We start from the raw sequence: 21,831 nt of genomic DNA on the forward strand, positions 1-21,831 counted from the left end.
ACACTCCCCGTCGAATCGGTTCCGGGTCAGAGGTGCGAGCGGGCAGCCTCGACGCGGTCGGGGGCGTCGTAGTCGATCCAGTGCGTGTCCTGTGAGCGCTTGAACCAGCTGACCTGCCTGCGCGCGTAGCGACGGGTGAGCTGTTGGGTCTGCTCGATCGCCTCGGCCTGGCTGAGCCGGCCGCTGAGCTGGCCGAGCGCCTGCGCGTAGCCGATGGCGCGGCTCGCGGTCACCCCGGTTTCGAGGCCGGCCGGGATGAGGCCCCGCACCTCGTCAAGGAGACCGCCGGCCCACATCCGGTCGACACGGGCATCGAGGCGCGCGGTGAGTTCCTCGCGCGGCGCCCTCAGGCCGAGGGTCACGGCCGGACGCCAGTACACGGGCTCCCCCGGTAGGGCGGCGAGGTGCGGCGCTCCGGTGAGTTCGACGACCTCGAGCGCGCGCACGAGGCGGCGGCCGTTGCTCGCGCCGATCCGGGAGGCGGCGCCGGGGTCGACGACCTTCAGGCGCGCATAGAGGACGCCGGGGCCCTGCTCGACCAGGTCGGCCTCGAGCCGGGCGCGCAGTACCGGGTCGGTCGCCGGGAACTGGAAGTCGAAGACCACGGAGGAGACGTAGAGCCCGGATCCGCCGACGAGGATGGGCACGGCCCCGCGGGCGGCGATGTCCTCGATCGACGAACGGGCCTCGGTCTGGTAACGGGCGACCGCGGCCTCGTCGGTCACGGCGAGCACGTCGAGCAGGTGGTGCGGGATCCCCCGCTGCTCGTCGGCTCCAAGCTTGGCGGTGCCGATGTCCATGCCGCGATAGAGCTGCATGGCGTCGGCGTTGACGATTTCGGCCGGGGTGCCCTCTGCCCTGAGGCTCTCGGCGAGGTCGAGCGAGAGCTCGCTCTTGCCGGTGCCGGTCGGTCCGACGATGACGACAAGCACCCGGTTAGCGCTCACCGTCGTCGACGGCATAGATCGGTACCGTCGAGCTGGCATTGACCGCCGGGATCCGGCCGGAAGCGGTCGGAACGGCGGGCACCGGAGCAGGGCCCTGGGCCGCGGCGGAGGCCGCAACAGGATGCGGCGTGGCAGAGTGCGGCGTGGCAGAGTGCGGCGTGGCAGAGTGCGGCGTGGCAGAGTGCGGCGTGGCAGAGTGCGGCGTGGCGTGCGGGGCCGCGGGACGAAGGCCGAGCGTGGGCATCCCGAGCGAGACGGAACCAGCAGCGGAGGTGCCGGCGTGGCTCGGCACGCCGCAGGCATCCGCCTCGGCACGGTCCCAGGCGTCGCCGGCCGTGGTCCGGCGGATGCGCAGCGGCGCCCCGTCCGGGGAGTCGGCGATGAGGTGGAACGGTGCGGCCTGGGTCACCGTCACCGTGACGAGGTCCCCGGGACGCGGGCGCTCCGAACCGTCCGGCACGTCGAAGTGCACGAGGCGGCTGTCGGGCGCACGCCCGCTCATCCGATGGGTGTCCGAGTCCTTGCGGCCCTCCCCGTTCGCGACGAGCAGTTCGAGCTCCCGGCCGATCACGGCCTGGTTCTCTTCCCACGAGATGCGTTCCTGAAGCACTGCGAGGCGCTCGTACCGATCCTGGACGATCTCCTTGGGCACCTGGTCGGCCATCTCCGCGGCCGGTGTGCCCGGGCGGATCGAGTACTGGAAGGTGAAGGCCGTCGCGAACCGTGCCCGTTCGACGACACGGAGGGTCTCCTGGAAGTCCTCCTCCGTCTCGCCGGGGAAGCCGACGATGATGTCGGTGCTGATCGCCGCATCGGGCATCCGCGCACGAACCCGGTCGAGGATTCCGAGGAAACGCTCGGATCGGTAGGACCGGCGCATGGCTTTGAGCACCCGGTCGGAACCGGACTGCAGCGGCATGTGCAACTGCGGCATCACGGCGGGAGTGTCGGCCATGGCCTCGATGACGTCGTCGGTGAACGCGGCGGGGTGCGGGCTCGTGAAGCGGATGCGCTCGAGTCCCTCGATCTTCCCGGCGGCGCGGAGAAGTTTGCCGAAGGCGAGGCGGTCGCCGAATTCGACGCCGTAGGAGTTGACGTTCTGGCCGAGCAGCGTGACCTCGATGGCTCCGTCGTCGACGAGGGCCTGGATCTCGGCGAGGATCTCGCCCGGCCGACGGTCCTTCTCCTTGCCACGCAGGGCGGGGACGATGCAGAAGGTGCAGGTGTTGTTGCAGCCGACGGAGATGGAGACCCAGCCGCTGTAGCTCGAGTCGCGCTTGGTCGGCAGTGTCGAGGGGAAGGTCTCGAGGGCGTCGAGGATCTCGAGCTGGGCCTCGCCGTTGTGCCGGGCGCGTTCGAGCAGGCTCGGCAGCGCACCCATGTTGTGGGTTCCGAAGACGACGTCGACCCACGGCGCCTTCCCAAGGATGACGTCCTTGTCCTTCTGGGCGAGGCAGCCGCCGACGGCGATCTGCATGCCCGCGTGGCGCCGTTTGATCGACGCGAGCTGGCCGAGGTTGCCGTAGAGCTTGTTGTCGGCGTTCTCGCGCACCGCGCAGGTGTTGAGGACGACGATGTCGGCTTCGGCCCCGTCGGCGGGAACGTACCCGGCCGCCTCGAGGGAACCGCTCAGCCGTTCGGAGTCGTGCACGTTCATCTGGCAGCCGAAGGTGCGCACCTCATAGGTGCGTGCCCGGCCGTCGTCGTCGCGGGCCGCCGGCGACGGGGCGATCAGGGTCTTCATGCTCAGGGTCATAGTGACTCCAGTTTACGCGACCGCGCCGGACCTTCCCGATTCGGCTACTGGAACCGCACGCCGGACGAGCCGCCGCCGTTGCGCGAGTCGAGCGCGGCCTGGACCGCTTCGCGCACGACCGAGGACGGGTAACCCTTGCGCATCAGAAATGCATTGAGCCGGCGATCGATGGTGCGATCGTCGAGGCGGCCCAGCTGCTGCACGCGCTTGATCGCGACCTCGATGGCCCGTTCGGTCTCGTCGTCGGGCATGGCGTCGAGCGTCTCCGCGATGAGCTCCTTGTCGAGGCCGCGGCGGCGCATCTCGGCCTGGACGCCGGAGCGCCCAAGGCCCTTGCGCTCGTGCTGGCTGTAAACGATCTGCTCGGCGAGCTTCGCTTCGTCGAGATAGTCGAGGCGGATGAACCGTTCGACGATCTCTTCGATCTCGCTCTCCGGAAGGTCGAGTCCGACGAGCACGCCGCGGGCCTCGGAGATGGACAACGAGCGACCGCGAAGCCGCTGCAGGAGGACCTGCTCGGCGTGTTCGCTGTCCGGGTCGACGGCGTGGTCGAGGTCTCCGGTATCGACCGCACCCGAGGCGACCCCGCCGGAGTCAACCTCGGAGACGTCCCCGGCAGAGGAGGATGCCTGGGCGCCCGGCAGGTAGCTCACCGTCGCGAGAGTGCCCCGACGCTTGGCCGGGGCTCCGGTGGCCGCCGCGGCGGCCGGCTTGATGTCCGGCTCGGCCTTGGGTTCGAAGTGCACCATGCTTACGCGCCCTTCCGGGCGGCGAGCCTGGCCTGGGTGGTCTTCGGCTGAGTCACGTCGTCCCCTGCCGCCGCGCGGGCAGCGGTCGCGGCCTCCTTCGCGGCGAGCTCCGTCGCAGCTTCCGCGGCGGCGGCGGCCTTCTTGGCGGCTGCGCCTTCCGGCGAGATGCCGAGCTTGAAGAGGATCTTGCTCTCGATCTCGTTGGCCATGTCCGGGTTCTTCAGCAGGAAGTTCCGGGAGTTCTCCTTGCCCTGCCCGAGCTGGTCGCCGTCGTAGGTGTACCAGGCGCCGGACTTCTTCACGATTCCCTGTTCGACACCGAAGTCGATCAGGCTGCCCTCGCGGGAGATGCCGATGCCGTAGATGATGTCGAACTCGGCCTGCTTGAAGGGCGGCGCCATCTTGTTCTTGACGACCTTGACCCTGGTGCGGTTACCGACGGCTTCTGTGCCGTCCTTCAGGGTCTCGATCCGGCGGATGTCGAGGCGAACCGAGGCGTAGAACTTGAGTGCCTTGCCGCCCGCGGTGGTTTCCGGGCTGCCGAAGAAGACACCGATCTTCTCGCGGAGCTGGTTGATGAAGATCATCGTGGTGTTGGTCTGGCTGAGCCCGCCGGTGAGCTTGCGGAGGGCCTGCGACATCAGCCGGGCCTGGAGGCCGACATGGGAGTCGCCCATCTCGCCCTCGATCTCGGCGCGGGGCACGAGGGCGGCGACGGAGTCGATGACGATGAGGTCGATCGAGCCGCTGCGCACGAGCATGTCGGCGATTTCGAGCGCCTGCTCCCCCGTGTCGGGCTGGGAGACGAGGAGGGCATCGATGTCGACGCCGAGCTTCTTTGCGTAATCAGGGTCGAGCGCGTGCTCGGCGTCGATGAACGCGGCGATGCCGCCGCCCTTCTGGGCATTGGCGATGGCGTGCAGGGTGAGCGTGGTCTTACCGGAGGACTCCGGACCGTAGATCTCGACGATGCGCCCGCGCGGGAGCCCGCCGATGCCGAGGGCCACGTCCAGTGCGATCGAACCGGTGGAAATGGTTTCGACCGGTGCCCGGTCGTCGCTGCCGAGGCGCATGATCGAACCCTTGCCGAACTGGCGGTCGATCTGGGCGAGCGCGGTGTCGAGCGCCTTCTCGCGGTCTGCTGCTGATGCCATGGTGGGTCTCCTTCGGTCGTGCGTTTCGGCGCCTATAGGCTGTCGCGAAACACTCACCGGGAGGACCCCGGTGTGTGCTCTGGGACAAGGCATTCGCTGTCTGTCACTGACGAAGGCGACTGTACGCCGCACCCCCGACATTGATCGGGAAGCGCTACGACGGTGGACACTTCTGCACTGACTCCTGCTGGTGAGGAGCCTACCAAAGGTCGAACACGTATTCGAGCACCGACGCGCCGAAACGGGTGCGTCGTCGAAGTCCGGAGGAAGACTACGGGCGCGGCGCCGGCACCCCTGCGCCGAACCAACGGCTCTTGGGCACGTCGGTCTCCGCGCACAGCGCGAGCCAGACGTCGCGCGCCGGAACACCGCCGGCCAGGGCCTGGTCGGCGGTGTTCCCGAGCGAGGTGAGCACGAGGTCGCGGGTCAGCACACGACCGTACGACTCGCCGAATTCGTCTTTCAACGCCTGACGGAATTCACTGAGTCTCACGAAGCCACCTCAACGGCGGGGAAGGAGGGGATGGGGAAGGCCGGGGTCAACGAACCATCATGCCGGTGTCGTACGTCGCGACGAGCTCGTCGGGAACGGTGTCGGGGAAACGATCGATTCCCTCGATGACGGCGAGGCGGTCTCCCACCTCACGCATGATGACCGAGATCGGGGTGTCCAGCGCGTCAGCGACGGACGCCAGAATCTCGGATGACGCTTCCTTCTGGCCGCGCTCCACTTCGCTCAGGTAACCCAGGGCCACGCTGGCCTTGCTGGCGACCTGACGCAGTGTGCGCCCTTTCTGAAGTCGGAAGTCCCTGAGCACATCGCCGATTTCCTGTCGTACAAGAATCATCGGAACCTCCTTCTATTACTTATCAAGTGCAGCCTTATCAAGTAAAGCTACTTCGGTCATGCCGGTGGCGGATGGATAACAGTACTACATCCACCCGACTCCTGCAGACTACCCAGAACGACTGGGGTTTGCTTGTGAATATGTACTGTGTAACCCAGCGTTTACGCGAACTATTCCGTCGGTAACGTGGCTATCAGCCCACGCACAGCTTCGACGGCCGCCCGGACCGTTTTCGCCCGGATCGCGGCGCGGTCACCGGTGAGGGTGAGCAGGACCGCCGAGGATTCGGTTCCGATTGAGAGGCCGAGATAGACCGTCCCCGGTTGCCGGTCGCCCTGGGGGTCCGGACCGGCGACACCGGTCGTCGCGACCCCGATATCCGCGCCGCGGCCGCCGAGGGTGAGCCGCCTGCGCGCGCCCGCGGCCATCTGGCGCGCGACCTCCGGATCGACGGGGCCGTGCGCGGCGAGGAGTGCGGGGTCGACGCCGAGGAGGGTGTGCTTGAGTTCGGTCTGGTACGCGACGATGCCGCCGGCGACGACGACGGATGCCCCGGGGATCCTGATGAGTTCGGCCGCGAGTGCTCCCCGGTCAGGGACTCGGCCACGGCGATGGTGAGGCCCCGGCTGGTGAGTTCGAAGATCAGGGCCGCGGTCGGATCATCCGCTTCGGTCGCATTCACCGTCACATCGGTCGGCTCGGGCACATCAGTCGGATCGGGCACATCGGTCGTATGGATGGTCACGGCAGGTCAGCCGTCGTGCCGGGACTGGCGCGAGACACGCCGGGCGGCGACGAGGTAGTCGATGCCGGTCGACACGGTCAGCACGAGCGCGACGGCCATGGCCGCGTAGTTGACCCAGTGGATCCAGTCGCCGAGCACGAGCCAGAGCGGCACGAGGAAGAGCGAGATCGCGACGGACTGCATGATCGTCTTGAGCTTGCCGCCGCGGGAGGCCGGGATGACCCGGTCGCGGAGCATCACGAAGCGGAACGCCGTGATGCCGAGCTCGCGGACCAGGATCACGATCGTGACCCACCACCACAGTTCGCCGAGGATCGAGAGGGCGACGAGCGCTCCCCGGTGAGCACCTTGTCGGCGATCGGGTCGAGCAGCTTGCCGAGGTCGGTGACGAGGTTGTACTTGCGGGCGATCGCTCCGTCGATCCCGTCGGTGGCGATCGCGAGGATGAACAGCACGGCGGCCGCCCAGCGCAGCGCGCCGTCCTGGCCGGCGTCGGCGAGCAGCATCCAGATGAACAGCGGGGCGAGCAGGATCCGCACGACCGTGATGAGGTTGGGCAGGTTCCAGTTGCTGGGGTGTGCGACGGGTTCGGATGCTGTGGCCATGATCAGTCCCTGCCGGTGAGGTTCCAGGCATCCTCGTCTGCTGACGACGCCTCTTCCTCAGGGTAGCCCTCGCTCATTTTCGCGACCGGGTCGCCGGCGTAGCGGGGGTCGGGCTGGGAATCGCGGCGGGCATCCGCCTCGTGGGCGGCGTTGGCCTGGCGGGCCGCCGTTGCGGCGTGGTGCTCGTCGTCGGAGCCGCGGAGCAGGGCGAGCACGCTCGGGAGCTGTTCGACGGTGACGAGCACGTCGCGGGCCTTCGACCCCTCGGACGGGCCGACGATCTCGCGGGACTCGAGCAGGTCCATCAGCCGGCCGGCCTTGGCGAAGCCGACGCGCAGCTTGCGCTGCAGCATCGAGGTCGAGCCGAACTGGGTCGACACGACGAGTTCGGCGGCGGCGAGGAGCACCTCGAGGTCGTCTCCGATGTCGGAGTCGATCTCCTTGCGCGGCGCCTCCATCGAGACGTCCGGCCGGTAGTCGGGGCGGGCCTGCTGGGTGACGTGCTTGACGACCCGTTCGATCTCCGCCTCGCTGACCCAGGCGCCCTGCACGCGGATGGCCTTGGATGCGCCCATCGGCAGGAAGAGCGCGTCGCCCTGGCCGATGAGCTTGTCCGCGCCCGGCTGGTCGAGGATGACCCGGGAGTCGGTGACGCTCGTCACCGCGAACGCGAGGCGGGACGGCACGTTGGCCTTGATCAGGCCGGTGACGACGTCGACGCTCGGACGCTGGGTGGCGAGCACGAGGTGGATGCCGGAGGCACGGGCGAGCTGCGTGATCCGCACGATCGAGTCTTCGACGTCGCGCGGGGCGACCATCATCAGGTCGGCGAGCTCGTCGACGACGACGAGCAGGTACGGGTACGGCTTGAGGGTGCGGGCGCTCCCGGCCGGAAGCACGATCTCGTTGCCGACGACGGCCTTGTTGAAGTCGTCGATGTGGCGGAAGCCGAAGCTGGCCAGGTCGTCGTAGCGCATGTCCATCTCTTTGACGACCCACTGCAGCGCTTCGGCGGCCTTCTTCGGGCTCGTGATGATGGGCGTGATGAGGTGGGGCACGCCGGCGTATGCGGCGAGTTCGACCCGCTTCGGGTCGATCAGCACCATGCGCACGTCGCTCGGCTGGGCGCGCATCAACAGGCTCGTGATCATCGAGTTCACGAAGCTCGACTTACCGGAACCGGTCGAACCGGCGACGAGCAGGTGGGGCATCTTGGCGAGGTTGGCCACGACGAATCCGCCGCCGACGTCCTTGCCGACGCCGATGGTCATCGGGTGGGTGCTGTTCGTGGCCGCCGCCGAGCGGAGCACGTCGCCGAGGGTGACGATCTCGCGGTCGGTGTTCGGGATCTCGATGCCGATCGCGCTCTTGCCGGGGATCGGCGAGAGGATGCGCACCTCGTTGGACGCGACCGCGTACGAGAGGTTCTTGCTGAGGGCGGTGACCCGTTCGACCTTGACGCCGGGGCCGAGTTCGATCTCGTACTGGGTCACGGTCGGGCCGCGGGAGAACCCGGTCACCCGGGCGTCGACCTGGAACTGGGTGAGCACCTCGGTGATCGACGTGACGATGACGTCGTTCGCCGCCGAGCGCGCCTTCGCGGGAGGTCCGGCGGTCAGGGTCGTGTTCGACGGCAGCTCGTACGGCACGGCCGGGTGATCGCCGGTGTCCGGGTGCAGCGGATGCCCGTCCTCGCCGGGCACCGCACCGGTCGCCCCTGCGGCACCCAGGCCGTCGAGTCCCGGAAGCACCTCGGTGAGTCCCGCCGCCGCGGCCGAGCCTGGGCCGCCGGTCGCCTCGTCGTCGTGCAGGCCGAAGTCCGAGCCGCGCGGCACATCGATCTCGCCGGTGAAACGCTTGATGGCGTCCTCGGCGCGGAGCAGGTCCTCGAGTACCTCTGTGCCGTAGTGGTCGCCGCCGGAACCGCCGCCGGACAGCCCGACCGAGAACGGCGTGGCCGGTGTCGGCACCGGGGACCCGTCCGCGGGCGCGATGGCGCTGTCGAAGCCGCCGCGGCCGTCGCCGCCGAGAAGGGTGCTGAGGGGATCGTCGCCGGCCCCGGACGGGCCGTCGCCCGCCTTCGAACCGTGAGCGCCGGCATCCGACACGAGGGCGCCACCGAAGTCAGGGTCTTCCTCGCGCTTGCTGTTGTTGCGACGCCACCAGGGCAGGGCGCTGTTGCCGTCCGGCTCGCCGTCGAGACCGTCGAGTTCGACCTGGGCGGTCTTCTCGGCGCGCTCGATCTTCGCGGTCTTCGCCGCCGCGCGCTCGTCCTCCGTGGAGAGCTCCGCGCCGAACAGCCAGGCGTAGAGCTCGCGCGAACGCTGGCCGATCCGGTTCGGCGGGGTCTTCGTGATGATCAGCAGGCTCAGGGCGAGCAGCAGGATGATGATGGCGGTGGCGCCGATGGCTGTCGTGAGGGCGATCAGCGGGGCTGCGATCATCCAGCCGATCACGCCGCCGGAGAGGGCGAGCACGTTCATGCCCTGGGTGGGCGTCGGCTGGCCGCCGTAGACGTGGCAGAGCCCCGAGACGGAGACGAGCAGCAGGCTCAGGCCGATGCCGATGCGCCCGTTGTCGTGCACAGAACTGGGCTTGCGGAACAGCCAGATCGCGAAGACGAAGAGGATCACCGGCAGGGCGAACGCGACCCGGCCGAAGAGCCCGCCGAAGGTCCAGGCGTCGAAGTTGCGGGCGATCGCGTTGTCGATCAGGAACCATTCCACGACCGCGCCGGCAACGGCGAGCAGCACGAGGAAGAACGGCAGGCCGTCGCGGCGTTCCTCTTTGGAGAGCTTTTCCGGGCCGAGTGCGCGAGCGGCGGCGCCGGCGACATGGGCGAGGGCGAGCCAGGAGCGCACGAAGAGGCCGGGTTCGGCCTCCGCTGCGGCGAACTTGACCGTCTTCTGTGCTGTGGTGCGGGCAGCCGGCTTGCGCGCGGGCGTACCGCGGGCCGGCGTGGTGCGGGCGCGCCCGGTCGACTTAGTGCTCGTGGCCATGAAGTCCACGGTACCGCCGAGCCACCGATTCCGCGTGAGCCCACGCGGTCCTGGTCGTGGCGCCGCACACGCGAGCGCCTCCGGCGACCCTAGGCCTCGATGACGAGCGGCACGATCATCGGGCGGCGGCGGAACGTGACGTTGACCCACCGGCCGACCGTGCGGCGCACGATCTGCTGCAGCGCGTGCGGGTCGCGGACCCCGTTCTCGGCGGCCTCGCCGAGGGCGGCGCGAATCTTGGGCAGCACCGCATCGAAGACAGAGTCGTCCTCCGCGAAGCCCTTCGCGTGGATCTCCGGGCCGACGATGACGTTGCCGGTCTTGGCGTCGACGACGATGATGATCGAGATGAAGCCCTCCTCTGCGAGGGTGCGCCGGTCCTTGAGGTCGGCCTCGGTGATCTCGCCGACGGTGGAGCCGTCGACGTAGACGTAGCCGAGGTCGAGCTGGCCGACCTTCCGCACGACGCCGTCCTTGAGGTCGAACACGGTGCCGTCTTCGGCGAGGATGACGTTCTCCGGCGGCACCCCGGTCTCGGCGGCGAGCTTCGCGTTGGCGACGAGGTGCCGGTATTCGCCGTGCACCGGGAGCACGTTCTTGGGCTTCAGGATGTTGTAGCAGTAGGTGAGCTCGCCCGCGGCGGCGTGGCCGGAGACGTGGACCTTTGCGTTGCCCTTGTGCACGACGTTGGCACCGAGCTTGGTCAGGCCGTCGATGATGCGGTAGACCGCGTTCTCGTTGCCGGGGATGAGTGAGCTCGCGAGGATCACGGTGTCGCCGGGGCCGACCTCGACCTGGTGGTCCTGGTTGACCATCCGCGCGAGCACGGCCATCGGTTCGCCCTGGGAGCCGGTCGACATGTAGACGATCTTGTCGTCGGGGATGCTGCCGGCCTTCTTGAAGTCGACGAGCACCCCTTCCGGCACGGTCAGGTAGCCGAGATCGGCTGCGATGGTCATGTTGCGCACCATGGAGCGGCCGAGCAGGGCGACCCGGCGTCCGTTGGCGTGCGCGGCGTCGAGCACCTGCTGCACCCGGTGCACGTGGCTGGAGAAGCTCGCGACGATGACGCGGCGCGGAGCCCGGGCGATGACGTCGTCGAGGACGGGACCGATCAGCCGCTCCGAGGCGGTGAAGCCGGGGACATCCGCGTTGGTGGAGTCGACGAGGAAGAGGTCGACTCCCTCAGTGCCGAGCCTGGCGAACTCGCGCAGGTCGGTCAGCCGGTGGTCGAGAGGGAGCTGGTCCATCTTGAAGTCGCCGGTGTGCAGCACGGTGCCGCCCGCGGTCTTGATCGCGACGGCGAGGGCATCCGGGATGGAGTGGTTGACCGCGACGAACTCGAGGTTGAACGGGCCGAGCCGCTCGGTCTGCCCCTCGGCGACCTGGAGCGTGTACGGCACGATCCGGTGTTCCTTGAGCTTGGCTTCGATGAACGCGAGGGTGAGCCCCGAACCGATCAGGGGGATGTCCGCCCGCAGCTTGAGCAGGTACGGTACGGCGCCGATGTGGTCCTCGTGCCCGTGCGTCAGCACCACGCCGAGAATGTCGTCGAGGCGGTCCCTGATCGGGCTGAAGTCGGGCAGGATCAGGTCGACGCCCGGCTGGTGCTCCTCGGGGAAGAGCACGCCGCAGTCGACGATCAGGATCTTGCCGTCGATCTCGAACGACGTCATGTTCCGGCCGATCTCGCCGAGGCCGCCGATCGGGATGATCCGGAGCGTTCCCGGTTCGAGTGTGGCCGGTTCGTAGACGTCGATGGGCATGGGCCCTCCTCGTGGTTCGGTGTGCTGACTAGCGGGTGGTTCCGGCGATCTTGGGCAGGGCCCCGCCGGCGGCGGCGTTGCGGTCCGGGCGGAAGTTGGAGAAGTCCACACCGGGGATGTTCTTGACGAGGTCGATCTCGTCCTCGATCTCGGCGGCTTCCCATTCCTCCGGGCCGACGAGGGGCAGCCGCACGCGGGGGCTCGTGATGCGCCCGAGGCCGTGCAGGATGTACTTGGCGGCGACGGTTCCGGGCACGTGGGTCATCACGGCGCGCACGAGCGGCTCGAGCTGCTTGTGTGCGGCGGTTGCGGTCTTGAGGTCGCCGGCGTTGACCGCGTCGACCATCTGCCGGTACGGGGTCGCCGCGATGTTCGCGGTCACGCCGATCAGTCCGGTCGCGCCGATCGACAGGTGCGGGAGCACGTTGGGGTCGTCGCCGGAGAAGTAGAGCAGGTCGGTCTGGTTGAGCACGCGGCTCACCTGGGCGAGGTCGCCCTTGGCGTCCTTGACGGCGAGGATGTTGGGGTGCTTCGCGGCGCGCAGCAGAGTCTCGTATGCGATCGCGACGCCGGTGCGGCCGGGGATGTCGTAGAGGATCACCGGCAGGTCGGTCGCGTCGGCGATCATGCGGAAGTGGGTGAGGATGCCGGCCTGTGTGGGCTTGTTGTAGTACGGGGTGACGATCATGTTGCCGTCGGCGCCGGCCTTCTCGCTCTGCCTGGCCAGCTGCATCGCGTGCGCGGTCTCGTTCGAGCCACCGCCCATGATGATCTTCGCGCGGCCGGCCGCGACGTCCCTGCCGACCTCGACGAGGCGCAATTTCTCCGCGTCGGTGAGGGTCGAGGTCTCCCCGTTGTTCCGGTCACGACGATGCCGTCTGCTCCGGCCGTGATCACGTCGTCGATGTGCTTCGCCACGCCCGCCCAGTCGACCTCACCGTCGGCGGTGAAGGGGGTTACCAGGGCGACGAGGACCTGGCCGAACGGATTCTCAGACATAGACACGTGGACAGGCTATCGCCTTGCCGGCGTCCGGCGGCAGTCCCGGCCGCGTTAACCGGCCTTCTGGGCGCACGACTCGTCGGGATGCCCGAAGATCAGCCAGCCCGGAAGATCGCTGAGGAAGGCCGACCGTACCGCGGCGCTGCGGGCGAGGGTCCAGTCGACGCGCGCCCCGATCTCGGTCTCGTATTTCTCCCACTCGAACCAGTTGATCATGTGCAGCCTGGGGAACCTCGTCGCCGTGTCGGCCGAGAACACCTGGCGCCACCACGCCCGCTTGATCGCCAGTTCCTGGGCCGGATCTCCCCGGACACCACGAGCGCCGCGGTTTCCGGGATCGCGACGGGTTTGCCGTGCCCCTCGCCGTAGACGCCGTAGAAGTCGGGCGTGGCGGTCTCGTCGCCGGCGAGCCCTGCGTAGGTTCCGGTGAGCTGGGCGGCGAACTTGCCGGGCTCCGGCACTTCGTCCTCGCCCCAGGGGTATGCGGATCCCCAGTGGTACAGGGACATGCCGACCCAGTCCACCACGTCGTCTCCGGGGTAGTACGGCAGGTAGGGGTCGTCCCTGATGGTGAGCGTGCCGTCGCCGTCTGTGTCCAGGGCGGTGAAATCGGGCGTGCCGGGCTTCGCCGCGTACACTCCACCGGCGAAGGGATAGCCGCCGCCGTAGTTCGGCGCCCACATCATCGCCGAACCAGGGGCATCGCGTTTCACGGCGTCCGCGACCCTGCGGAACGCCGCGACATACTCCGTCGGCTGCTGGCCCCACTCGTACCAGGACCCGTTCATTTCGTGGGCGAAGCGCACGACGACGGGTACGCCGCGGTTGTTGAGTCCGCCGAGCAGGGCGCCGAGGTTGTCGGCAACGGCAGGGGTGATGGCGGCGAGACCCGCGCGAGGTTCGAGGGTGAGCAGGAGTTCGCCGCCGTTGGCGAGCACCTGGCCCGCTGCGGCCCCGACGTTGGCGCGGTCGTCCGCACTCATCGGCAGGCCGGAGAAGGAGACGGCGACCGCGGGACGGAGGCCGCTACCGCTGAATTCGGCGAGGGTCTCGGCGCCCCAGTCCAGGTTGACCCCGAACAGAACCCCCGTGTGTGGAACCAGGTCGGCCGTCGATGTGACCGCGCACGAGACCGTCGGAGACGCGGAGCCCGGTGCCGCTGTGCAGCCGGCGAGGAGCGCTACGACGCTGACGACTGCGCCGACAGCGGCGGAATGGCGGAGCGCGCGGGAGGGACGCGCCCGGGAATTGTGAGGCACGGGTCCCACCCTAACGGGGGTGCCGTCCGTAATCTCTCGTCACACGAAGATTCCTCGCTCGAGTCCCGCGTAACGTCGACCCCATGAACCCCTTCGGCGCCGCACTCGTCGTGGTCGCCCTCGTCGCGGTCGCGACCGTGCTCGGCCTCGTCTACCGCTCGCGCCAGGGGTTGTTCCGCGACGTCGCCGACACCGAAACGACCGTGCTGACCCCTGCGGATGTCGGCAGCCAGGTCCCCTTCGGCCCCGCGGCCACCCTCGTGCAGTTCTCCACGGAGTTCTGCAGCCACTGCCCCGGCACCCACCGACTCCTCAGCCAGATCGCCGATGGCCGTCCCGGCGTTGCCCACGTCGACGTCGACCTCACGCACCGGGCCGACCTCGCGAACCGCTTCGGTGTGCTGCAGACCCCGACGACGCTCATCCTCGACGGCGCGGGTCGCGTGCACGCCCGCGTCGGCGGCGCGCCGCACCGGGCGGATGTCCTCCGTCACCTCGACCATCTCGCCGGGCCCGAATCGGCGAACCCCCTCACCGCGTCACACCTGCCAGGGAGCCCCCATGCCCAGTGATTCCTCCGCGAACCGCGCAACCACGCCGAGCCCCGCCGCTCCGCCCCGTCGCGCGCCCGTCGACCCCCGAGGCCCGCGGTTCAGCGCCGCCATCACGGCCGTGCTCCTGCTCGTCGTGATCTTCCTCTCCCTGACCGGGGCATCCGTCGCCGCTCTCGTGTTGCTCGCCGCGATCGCGGCGCTCTTCGCCTGGGGAGCATTCGCAGGCGTCGGCCGGCACCCGTACGGCCTGCTGTTCAAGCGATTCGTACGTCCCCGCCTTGCACCGCCCGCCGAACTCGAAGACGCCGCTCCGCCGACCTTCGCCCAGGGCGTCGGCCTGTTCGTGACCGTCATCGGCGTCGTGCTCGGACTGTTCGGTCTCGCCCCCGCAGTCGGGATCGCCGCCGGTTTCGCGTTCATCGCGGCGTTCCTGAACTCGGTCTTCGACTACTGCCTCGGCTGCCAGCTCTACCTCCTGCTCGTGCGCGCCCGGATCCTCAGTCGCTCCCCCGCCGCGGCCTGACGCGCGTGGACCGGGCTCCCTGTCAACTCCCAGACTGAGCCTGTCCCTCTGAGTGGATGCCCGGTTAGGCTGGGGCTTTCACACCCAGGAGGTAACACCATGGCACTGACCAGCGAAGCGTCAACCGTCTGGACCGGAGACCTCAAGTCCGGCCATGGCACCGTCTCACTCGACTCCTCCCACGCCGGCGAGTTCCCGGTGACCTGGAAGGCACGGAGTGTCGGGAGCCCGAACACCACCAACCCGGAAGAGCTCCTCGGCGCCGCGCACGCCGCGTGCTTCTCGATGGCCCTCGCGAACGGGCTCGGCGCGGCCGGGCACACGCCGGAGAACATCCAGACGACCGCTGCCGTGACCTTCGAGGCCGGAGTCGGCATCGTCGGCAGCCACCTGCTCGTCAGCGCGAGCGTGCCCGGCCTCACCGAGGAACAGTTCGCGGCATTCGCCGAGGACGCGAAGGCGAACTGCCCGGTGTCGAAGGCCCTCGCCGGGATCCCGATCACGATCGAAGCGGAACTGGCCTAGGCGCAGGAGCGCCCGATGCGCGTACTGATCGCCGGAGCCTCCGGGCTCATCGGAACCGAACTCGTCCGCCAGCTCGGCGAAGCCGGGCACACCGTCGCCCGGCTCGTGCGCCATCCGGCCACCGGGCCGGACGAGGTGACCTGGAACCCCGCCGTCTTCGACATCGACCCTGCAGCCCTCGACGGGGTCGACGCGGTCGTCAACCTCTCGGGGGCCTCGCTCGCCCGTCTGCCGTGGACGAACGGCTACCGGACCGAGATCCTGGCCTCCCGGACCCACGCGACCCGCACCCTCGTCGAGGCGATCAGGAGGACTCCCACCCCGCCGGCCGTGTTCCTGAGCGGCTCGGCTGTCGGCCTGTACGGCAACCGGCCCGGTGAGATCCTCACCGAACGGTCCGCTCCCGCCGACGATTTCCTCGCTGCCGTCGTCGAGGCCTGGGAGGCCGAGGCCCTGCGCACACCGGCGCCGACCCGGGTCGTCCTGCTCCGCACCGGGCTCGTGATCGCGCGCGGCGGGGCGTTGAAACCATTGCTCCCCCTCGTCAGGCTCGGCCTCGGCGGCCCGCTCGGCCGCGGCATCCAGCACTGGCCGTGGATCAGCCTGCACGACGAGGCCGCCGCGATCGTGCACCTGCTCGGCTCCACCCTCAGCGGCCCGGTCAACCTCGTCGGACCGGCCCCGGCCTCGGCGAACGACGTGATCCGGGCCGTCACGGTCGCCCTGCACCGCCCGTTCCTCCTGCCGGTGCCGGAGTTCGCGCTGACATTCGCGCTCCGTGACGCCGCCCGCCAGCTGCTCCTCGCCGACCAACGGGTGAGCAGCGCCCTGCTGCAGGGCGACGGCTTCGTGTTCCGGCACGGCACGGTCGCCGAGGCCGTCGACGCGATGCTCGCCGAGGCGTGACCCGGCTGCGCGGCTCCACCGAGTGATGTCGCCGCCACGCCCCACCCTCATCCGGGGGTGATATTGCCTCGTTTTCCGCTACGCTGAGGCACAGGTCGCACCACCGTCGAGGGAGGCCGTCAGGCCAGACGTCGGGGGTAGCAGGTGCAGGTTTCCAGAGCACGCGGCTCCCGATCCCGTGTTCGACGGGTGGCCGCAGTGCTTGCCATGGTTCTGGCGCTGGCGCTTCCCCTGGCCACGCCGGCAACGGCCGCACGGGCCACCCCCACAACCTCGGCCACCGCCACCGCTACGGCCACGGAATCGGCAACGGCAACGGCAACGGCAACGCCGGAACCTGCGCCGACGCCCGCCGTGACGGTGACGCCGGCGCCCGCGACGGACGGCGCTCCCGTCAGCCTCGAGCCGACCGCCGGAGCGTACTTCGGGTCGATCCTCGACTGGAGCGGTGACAGCGCCACCGAGCAGGCGTCCCGCCTCGGCTCCCCGAGCGCTTTCTACGAGCACTCCGTCTCGATGCCGATGTCCGACGCCGACACGAGCTACAGCGCCCAATTCCTGCAGAAGACGAACGGTGCCGGCTCCCTCCCGTTACTCACCATCCGACCGACGACGAGCCTTCTGGCGATCACTGCGGATGCCGCGACGCGGCTGGTCGACGGCATCGCGGCCGCGCGGGGCACCAGCACCGCCCCGCTGTACCTGCGCTTCGCCCCCGACATGAACAGCACCTGGGTGTCCTGGGGACAGCAGCCCTCCGCATACCGCCAGGCCTTCGCCGCCGTCGCCGACGTCGTGCACCGCCGTCTGCCCGGGGCCGTGATGGTGTGGTCGCCGAACTGGGGAGGCGGGTATCCGTTCACCGGGACCCGGGCCGCGGACACCGACACGCTCCGCGAGCTCGACACCAACCGGGACGGCTCCGTCGACGGCGGCGACGCGTACGCCCCCTACTATCCCGGCGCCGTCGCCGACTGGGTGGGGCTCTCGGTGTACCACGACGACACCGCGGGAGGCGACGCCCGCAACACCGTTCCGCGCGACGGCGAGCTGCTCGCCCGCCTCGGCTCCCCCGCCGCAGACGCCGCAGGCGACGACGACTTCTTCGGCCGGTATTCGACGGCGACCGGCACGCCGTTCCTCTTGGAGACCGCGGCGTTCTACAGTCCCTCAGCGGGCGGCCCCGGCGAACTCGCGATCAAGCAGAACTGGTGGCGCCAGGTCTTCGCCGCCGTCGCCGACCCGCGATACGCCACGCTCAAGGCCGTGCTCTGGCAGGACACCACGGCGACCCGTGCGGTCGTCGGCGGGACCTTCGTCGACTGGAGCGTGACACTCGGCGACAAAACCCGGGCCGCCTTCGCTGCCGACCTTGCCGCAAGCGACCTCACGCTCGGCCCGCTGTTCGCGCCGACGACGACGAACGAGGCCGGGGCATCTGCCACCGGACCGGGGGTGACCATCGGCGGCTGGTGGGCCTGGCTCGTGGCCGCGCTCGTGATCGCCGCAGTCACGCTGCTTTTCGCGCTCGCGGTCGCGCGGCGCGGCCGGTCGGCGCTGAGCTATGACGGCCCGACCGACCGGGACCTGCGCATCGACCTGCTGCGCGGCCTCGCGATCGTGTTCGTCGTGGTCAACCACATCGGCCTGGTCTCCCTGTTCCAGGAGATCACCCAGGAGGCCATCGGAATCGTCTCCGGCGCCGAGCTGTTCGTGTTGTTCGCCGGCGTCGTGCTCGGCATGGTCTACCGGCCCAAGATCGCCATGAGCGGCATCGGCGAGGTGGTCATCCGAACCAGCCGGCGCGCCTGGAAGCTGTACTACACCGCCCTCGCCGTAGTGATCCTGATCTTCGCGGTGAGCCTGCTGCCCTTCGTCAACGCCGGCTACCTCACGACGTTCACCGACCAGGGCACCGGGGCGCGAGGCAGTTCGGCGTCGGGCCACGTCTACGACCTCTATGCCAACGCCGGGCAACTGCTGACCTACCCGGTGAACCCGCACATCCTCCTCGACCTGGCACTCCTCCGGCTCGGGCCGTGGCAGTTCAACGTGATGGGCCTGTACGTCGTGCTGCTCCTGGTCTGCCCGCTCGTGCTGTGGGCGTTGTCGAAGCGGTGGTGGGTGCCGGTGCTCGCGCTCAGCTGGGGCTTGTACCTGTTCAACGCGCTCGCGGGGGTGCGTCTGTTCCCCTCCGAGTTCGAGGACTCGTTCCCGCTGCTGACCTGGCAGGTGCTCTTCGTCACGGGAATCGTGGCCGGGTACCACCGTGTCGCCCTGCTCCGCTGGTTCGCCTCGCGGTGGGGCCTCGTGGCCGCTGCGGTGATCGTGCTGCTCGCGACAGCGTTGATGTTGTTCTCCTGGAGCAACCCGTATCTCCCCAGCGCCTTCTCCGTTCGCCTCGGACTCGTTCCTGACGCGCTCTTCCGCTCGATCTACGGCGCATTCTTCGGGCGCACCAACCTCGAGCCCGGTCGTCTCCTCAACGTGATGCTCGTGGTCGTCAGCCTCTACGCCCTGGTCAGCGCATACTGGCGTCCGATCCGGCGCGCCCTCGGCTGGTTCCTGATCCCGCTCGGGCAGGCCACCCTCTACGTCTTCATCATGCACGTGTTCTTCGCCCTGATCGCCGCCAACATCCCGGCGCTCCAGGACGGGAACGTGTGGCTGAACACCGGCGCATACGTCGTCATCCTGGCGCTGCTCTGGGTGATGGTCAGGACGAAATTCCTGTTCCGGATCGTGCCGCGATGAATCGTGCCGCGATGAGAGGGGTGCTCCGATGAGCCGGATGCTGGCACTGCGGATCGTGGTCGTGCTCACGCTCGCGCTCGGTATCAACTACGTGGCGTGGCGCTGGATGTTCTCGCTCAACTGGGACGCGTGGTGGATCGCCGTCGCCCTCGTCGCCGCCGAAACGTACAGCCTGATCGACGTCAGCCTCTTCGGCATGATGATGTGGCGCGCGTACACCCGCCCGGCACCGCCGGCGCCTCCGCGGACGCGACCGTCGACGTGCTGATCGCCACGTACAACGAGCCGATCGACCTCGTGATGACGACGGCACTCGCCGCGCGGGAGATCACCTTCCCCATCGCACCTGGGTGCTCGACGACGGCGCCCGGCCGGAGCTCGCAGCGGCGGCGGCGGCAGCCGGCATCGACTACCTCTCGCGGGGAACCGAATGGATCGACCGGCCGCGCCACGCGAAGGCCGGGAACGTCAACAACGCGCTGATGGAGACCCAGGGCGAATTCCTGCTCATCCTCGACGCCGACCAGATCCCCCGGCCGGAGATCCTCGACCACACCCTCGGTTACTTCACCGACCACAAGGTCGCGCTCGTGCAAACCCCGCAGGTTTTCAGCAACGTCACTGTCGAGGACCCGCTCGGCAGCCAGGCGCCCCTGTTCTACGGCCCGATCCAGCAGGGCAAGGACGGCTGGAATGCCGCCTTCTTCTGCGGATCGAACGCCGTGCTGCGCCGCGAGGCCCTGATGCACCTCGGCATTCTAGGGTACGTGCGCGAGGTGGAGGGTTCCGTGCGCACCGCGCTCCGCGACGCGAGCCGTGTGGTGCGGGGTGCCCGCCGGCATCCGGCCGCCCGCAACCCCGCGGTCGCGCACGCCCTCACGGAAGTCACCCACGCGATCAGGCAGGCGCGTGCCGCGATCCGGCGCGACGAGCCGCTCGCCGAAGTCACGTTCGTGCTGCACGAGCGGGTGGATGCCGCGGCCGCCGGCATTGTGGTCGGCGAGGTGACGTCGCTCGCGGACGACCTGCGCGAGATCAGCGAGTTGGCCGGCACACCGGAGTCGCCGTACCTCCTCGACATCGATGAGACGGTCGCGAGGCTCGCCACCCGCGAGCTCTCACCGTTCAAGGCGCTCGAGGCCGTACGCTCGGCCCTCGACACGATCGCGATCGACCGCGGCCACGAGGCCCAGCCGGTGATGCCGCTCGCGACCATCTCGGTCACCGAGGACATGGCCACGTCGATGCGGCTGCACGGCCTCGGCTGGAAGAGCGTCTACCACAACGAGCTGCTCGCGGACGGGCTCGCCCCCGAAGACGTGGGCACGATGCTCACCCAGCGGCTGCGCTGGGGCCAGGGCACCATGCAGGTCTTCCTCAGGGAGAACCCGCTGCTGCAGTGGAAGATGAGCCTGCCACAGCGCCTGATGTACTTCGCCACGATGTGGAGCTACCTCTCCGGTTATGCGGCGGTCATCTATTTCGCGGCGCCGATCGTGTTCCTCGTCTTCGGGATCCTGCCGGTGTCCACCAATGCCTGGGACTTCTTCCTGAGGTTCATCCCGTTCATGATCGCCAACCAGCTCCTGTTCTTCGTGGCCGCGCGGGGTATCCCCACCTGGCGGGGCCAGCAGTACAGCCTCGCCCTGTTCCCGGTGTGGATCGACGCCTGCACCACCGCCTTCAACAACGTCGTGCTCGGCATCCCGCTCAACTTCGCCGTGACGCCGAAGACAAGGCAGGCTCACACCGGACCGCAGTGGCACCTGATCAAGCCGCAGATCACGGTGATGGTGATGCTCGTCGTCGCGATCATCGTCGGTTGTGTGCGCCTGTTCGTCAACGGCGCCGAACCGATCGGCACCGGGGTCAACATCGGCTGGGCCGTCTACGACCTCGTCGTCCTGAGCGTGTTGTTCAAGGCGGCCACCTACCAAGGCTTCACCCCTGAGGCCGCACCAGAGGAGCACCCAGAGCAATGAATTTCCGGACTGAAACGATAGCCGGCAACGTGGCGGCCATTCGCGCGGACGGCCGACTCAACATGGTCTCCGCGCCGCTGTTGCGCGAGGTGGTGTCCGCAGCGATCGCCGCGGGGACGGTGCGGATCGTCGTCGACCTGAGCGGGGTCGACTTCATGGATTCGTCAGGGCTCGGAGCCCTCATCGGCGGCCTGAAGGTCGCCAGGCAGGCCGGCGGGGACCTCCGCATCGCCGGTGCGACGCCGCAGGTCGCGCTCGTGTTCGATCTGACCCATCTCGACCGCATCCTGCAGAACCACGCGACCGCAGAGACCGCATACCGTGACTGATTCCGACACCACCCTGGCGCTCAGCACTCCGCCCGACGATATCGACACCGTGCAGGACTTCGTCCAGCGCGTGCTCGAGCCCCACCCCGACATCGTCGACATCGACCGGTTCGCGTTCGAGACGGCCCTCGTCGAGCTGGCGTCGAACGTCATCCAGCACGCCGCCGCGGGAACCGGCATCACCTGCGTGCTGTCGATCCACGCCGACGACCACGAGCTCAGCGCCCGGATCAGCGACACCGGAACGGCCGGAGCGGTAACGCTGAGCGGACCTGTGCTCCCCGACGACCTCGCGGAGTCGGGCAGGGAGCTCGCGCTCATCCAGATGCTCGTCGATTCCGTGCACTTCGAACGGGTCGGAGACCGCAACGTCTGGACCATCTCCCGCGCCAGGCATCCGCTGCCCTGACGAATCAGACGGAGTCTTC

The 21,831-nt window shown here is 69.0% G+C and carries 18 protein-coding genes and 3 pseudogenes; 8 read left to right on the top strand and 13 right to left on the bottom strand.

Translation table 11 applies throughout. From position 1 onward, the window contains the following. Window positions 1-26: 26 nt before the first annotated feature. The 13 genes and pseudogenes from miaA to RGU41_RS09940 form a co-directional block, all read right to left on the bottom strand. The gene (gene miaA / locus RGU41_RS09880) at window positions 27-962 is read right to left on the bottom strand and encodes a tRNA (adenosine(37)-N6)-dimethylallyltransferase MiaA (protein WP_134446960.1); all 936 of its coding nucleotides are present in this window, start codon (window positions 960-962) and stop codon (window positions 27-29) included. Then, the gene (miaB, locus tag RGU41_RS09885; protein ID WP_416172935.1) at window positions 937-2,703 is read right to left on the bottom strand and encodes a tRNA (N6-isopentenyl adenosine(37)-C2)-methylthiotransferase MiaB; all 1,767 of its coding nucleotides are present in this window, start codon (window positions 2,701-2,703) and stop codon (window positions 937-939) included. Before miaB ends, miaA begins: the two co-directional genes overlap by 26 nt. Before the next feature lie 44 nt (window positions 2,704-2,747). Continuing rightward, window positions 2,748-3,452 (bottom strand): regulatory protein RecX, encoded by a 705-nt coding sequence (locus RGU41_RS09890; protein WP_134561837.1) that lies wholly within the window; start codon window positions 3,450-3,452, stop codon window positions 2,748-2,750. Between the two features lie 2 nt (window positions 3,453-3,454). Further along, window positions 3,455-4,606, bottom strand: coding sequence for a recombinase RecA (gene recA, locus RGU41_RS09895; RefSeq protein ID WP_134446953.1), 1,152 nt, complete (start codon window positions 4,604-4,606; stop codon window positions 3,455-3,457). Window positions 4,607-4,877: 271 nt separating this feature from the next. Next, window positions 4,878-5,099, bottom strand: coding sequence for a DUF3046 domain-containing protein (locus RGU41_RS09900; RefSeq protein WP_134446951.1), 222 nt, complete (start codon window positions 5,097-5,099; stop codon window positions 4,878-4,880). 46 nt (window positions 5,100-5,145) lie between these two features. After that, entirely contained in the window at window positions 5,146-5,454 is a 309-nt protein-coding gene (locus tag RGU41_RS09905; RefSeq protein ID WP_134446949.1) for a helix-turn-helix domain-containing protein, read from the bottom strand. Between the two features lie 170 nt (window positions 5,455-5,624). Next, entirely contained in the window at window positions 5,625-6,020 is a 396-nt protein-coding gene (locus RGU41_RS09910) for a CinA family protein (protein ID WP_322137335.1), read from the bottom strand. A 185-nt stretch (window positions 6,021-6,205) separates the two neighbouring features. Next, a pseudogene (pgsA, locus tag RGU41_RS09915) lies at window positions 6,206-6,804 on the bottom strand (CDP-diacylglycerol--glycerol-3-phosphate 3-phosphatidyltransferase). A gap of 2 nt (window positions 6,805-6,806) precedes the next feature. Beyond that, window positions 6,807-9,803 (bottom strand): FtsK/SpoIIIE family DNA translocase, encoded by a 2,997-nt coding sequence (locus RGU41_RS09920; RefSeq protein ID WP_134559741.1) that lies wholly within the window; start codon window positions 9,801-9,803, stop codon window positions 6,807-6,809. Window positions 9,804-9,892: 89 nt separating this feature from the next. Next, window positions 9,893-11,569, bottom strand: a complete 1,677-nt coding sequence (locus RGU41_RS09925) for a ribonuclease J (RefSeq protein ID WP_322136134.1) — start codon at window positions 11,567-11,569, stop codon at window positions 9,893-9,895. A gap of 28 nt (window positions 11,570-11,597) precedes the next feature. Further along, window positions 11,598-12,574: pseudogene (dapA, locus tag RGU41_RS09930) on the bottom strand (4-hydroxy-tetrahydrodipicolinate synthase). Between the two features lie 48 nt (window positions 12,575-12,622). Then, on the bottom strand, window positions 12,623-12,787 hold the full coding sequence (locus RGU41_RS09935) for a hypothetical protein (RefSeq protein ID WP_322136135.1): 165 nt from the start codon (window positions 12,785-12,787) through the stop codon (window positions 12,623-12,625). Continuing rightward, complete coding sequence (locus RGU41_RS09940) at window positions 12,784-13,830, bottom strand: glycoside hydrolase family 26 protein (RefSeq protein ID WP_322136136.1); 1,047 nt, start codon at window positions 13,828-13,830, stop codon at window positions 12,784-12,786. The genes RGU41_RS09935 and RGU41_RS09940 overlap by 4 nt, the downstream gene beginning before the upstream one ends. 83 nt (window positions 13,831-13,913) lie before the next feature. Here RGU41_RS09940 and RGU41_RS09945 point away from each other — a divergent pair, with 83 nt between their 5' ends. From RGU41_RS09945 to RGU41_RS09980, 8 genes and pseudogenes are all read left to right on the top strand, one after another. Beyond that, the gene (locus tag RGU41_RS09945; protein WP_322136137.1) at window positions 13,914-14,402 is read left to right on the top strand and encodes a thioredoxin family protein; all 489 of its coding nucleotides are present in this window, start codon (window positions 13,914-13,916) and stop codon (window positions 14,400-14,402) included. Next, the gene (locus RGU41_RS09950; RefSeq protein ID WP_134559751.1) at window positions 14,392-14,907 is read left to right on the top strand and encodes a DUF4395 domain-containing protein; all 516 of its coding nucleotides are present in this window, start codon (window positions 14,392-14,394) and stop codon (window positions 14,905-14,907) included. Before RGU41_RS09945 ends, RGU41_RS09950 begins: the two co-directional genes overlap by 11 nt. Window positions 14,908-15,006: 99 nt before the next feature. Further along, window positions 15,007-15,432 (top strand): OsmC family peroxiredoxin, encoded by a 426-nt coding sequence (locus RGU41_RS09955; RefSeq protein WP_134446935.1) that lies wholly within the window; start codon window positions 15,007-15,009, stop codon window positions 15,430-15,432. A gap of 15 nt (window positions 15,433-15,447) precedes the next feature. Then, entirely contained in the window at window positions 15,448-16,338 is an 891-nt protein-coding gene (locus RGU41_RS09960) for a TIGR01777 family oxidoreductase (protein WP_134559753.1), read from the top strand. A 189-nt stretch (window positions 16,339-16,527) separates the two neighbouring features. Continuing rightward, complete coding sequence (locus RGU41_RS09965; protein WP_322136138.1) at window positions 16,528-19,092, top strand: OpgC family protein; 2,565 nt, start codon at window positions 16,528-16,530, stop codon at window positions 19,090-19,092. A 28-nt stretch (window positions 19,093-19,120) separates the two neighbouring features. Further along, window positions 19,121-21,074: pseudogene (locus tag RGU41_RS09970) on the top strand (glycosyltransferase). Next, window positions 21,071-21,403 (top strand): STAS domain-containing protein, encoded by a 333-nt coding sequence (locus RGU41_RS09975; protein WP_322136139.1) that lies wholly within the window; start codon window positions 21,071-21,073, stop codon window positions 21,401-21,403. The pseudogene RGU41_RS09970 and the gene RGU41_RS09975 overlap by 4 nt, the downstream one beginning before the upstream one ends. After that, on the top strand, window positions 21,396-21,812 hold the full coding sequence (locus RGU41_RS09980) for an ATP-binding protein (protein ID WP_322136140.1): 417 nt from the start codon (window positions 21,396-21,398) through the stop codon (window positions 21,810-21,812). Before RGU41_RS09975 ends, RGU41_RS09980 begins: the two co-directional genes overlap by 8 nt. The last annotated feature ends 19 nt before the right edge of the window (window positions 21,813-21,831 follow it).

It is taken from the genome of Cryobacterium sp. 10C3 (assembly GCF_034314285.1).
GTDB lineage: Bacteria > Actinomycetota > Actinomycetes > Actinomycetales > Microbacteriaceae > Cryobacterium > Cryobacterium glucosi.

Excerpts from the sequence above, each read along its gene's own strand:
- miaA (WP_134446960.1), bottom strand. The coding sequence starts at position 962 with ATGCCGTCGACGACGGTGAGCGCTAACCGGGTGCTTGTCGTCATCGTC.
- miaB (WP_416172935.1), bottom strand. The coding sequence starts at position 2,703 with ATGACCCTGAGCATGAAGACCCTGATCGCCCCGTCGCCGGCGGCCCGC.
- RGU41_RS09890 (WP_134561837.1), bottom strand. The coding sequence starts at position 3,452 with ATGGTGCACTTCGAACCCAAGGCCGAGCCGGACATCAAGCCGGCCGCC.
- recA (WP_134446953.1), bottom strand. The coding sequence starts at position 4,606 with ATGGCATCAGCAGCAGACCGCGAGAAGGCGCTCGACACCGCGCTCGCC.
- RGU41_RS09905 (WP_134446949.1), bottom strand. The coding sequence starts at position 5,454 with ATGATTCTTGTACGACAGGAAATCGGCGATGTGCTCAGGGACTTCCGA.
- RGU41_RS09920 (WP_134559741.1), bottom strand. The coding sequence starts at position 9,803 with ATGGCCACGAGCACTAAGTCGACCGGGCGCGCCCGCACCACGCCGGCC.
- RGU41_RS09925 (WP_322136134.1), bottom strand. The coding sequence starts at position 11,569 with ATGCCCATCGACGTCTACGAACCGGCCACACTCGAACCGGGAACGCTC.
- RGU41_RS09935 (WP_322136135.1), bottom strand. The coding sequence starts at position 12,787 with ATGATCAACTGGTTCGAGTGGGAGAAATACGAGACCGAGATCGGGGCG.
- RGU41_RS09945 (WP_322136137.1), top strand. The coding sequence starts at position 13,914 with ATGAACCCCTTCGGCGCCGCACTCGTCGTGGTCGCCCTCGTCGCGGTC.
- RGU41_RS09950 (WP_134559751.1), top strand. The coding sequence starts at position 14,392 with ATGCCCAGTGATTCCTCCGCGAACCGCGCAACCACGCCGAGCCCCGCC.
- RGU41_RS09955 (WP_134446935.1), top strand. The coding sequence starts at position 15,007 with ATGGCACTGACCAGCGAAGCGTCAACCGTCTGGACCGGAGACCTCAAG.
- RGU41_RS09960 (WP_134559753.1), top strand. The coding sequence starts at position 15,448 with ATGCGCGTACTGATCGCCGGAGCCTCCGGGCTCATCGGAACCGAACTC.
- RGU41_RS09975 (WP_322136139.1), top strand. The coding sequence starts at position 21,071 with ATGAATTTCCGGACTGAAACGATAGCCGGCAACGTGGCGGCCATTCGC.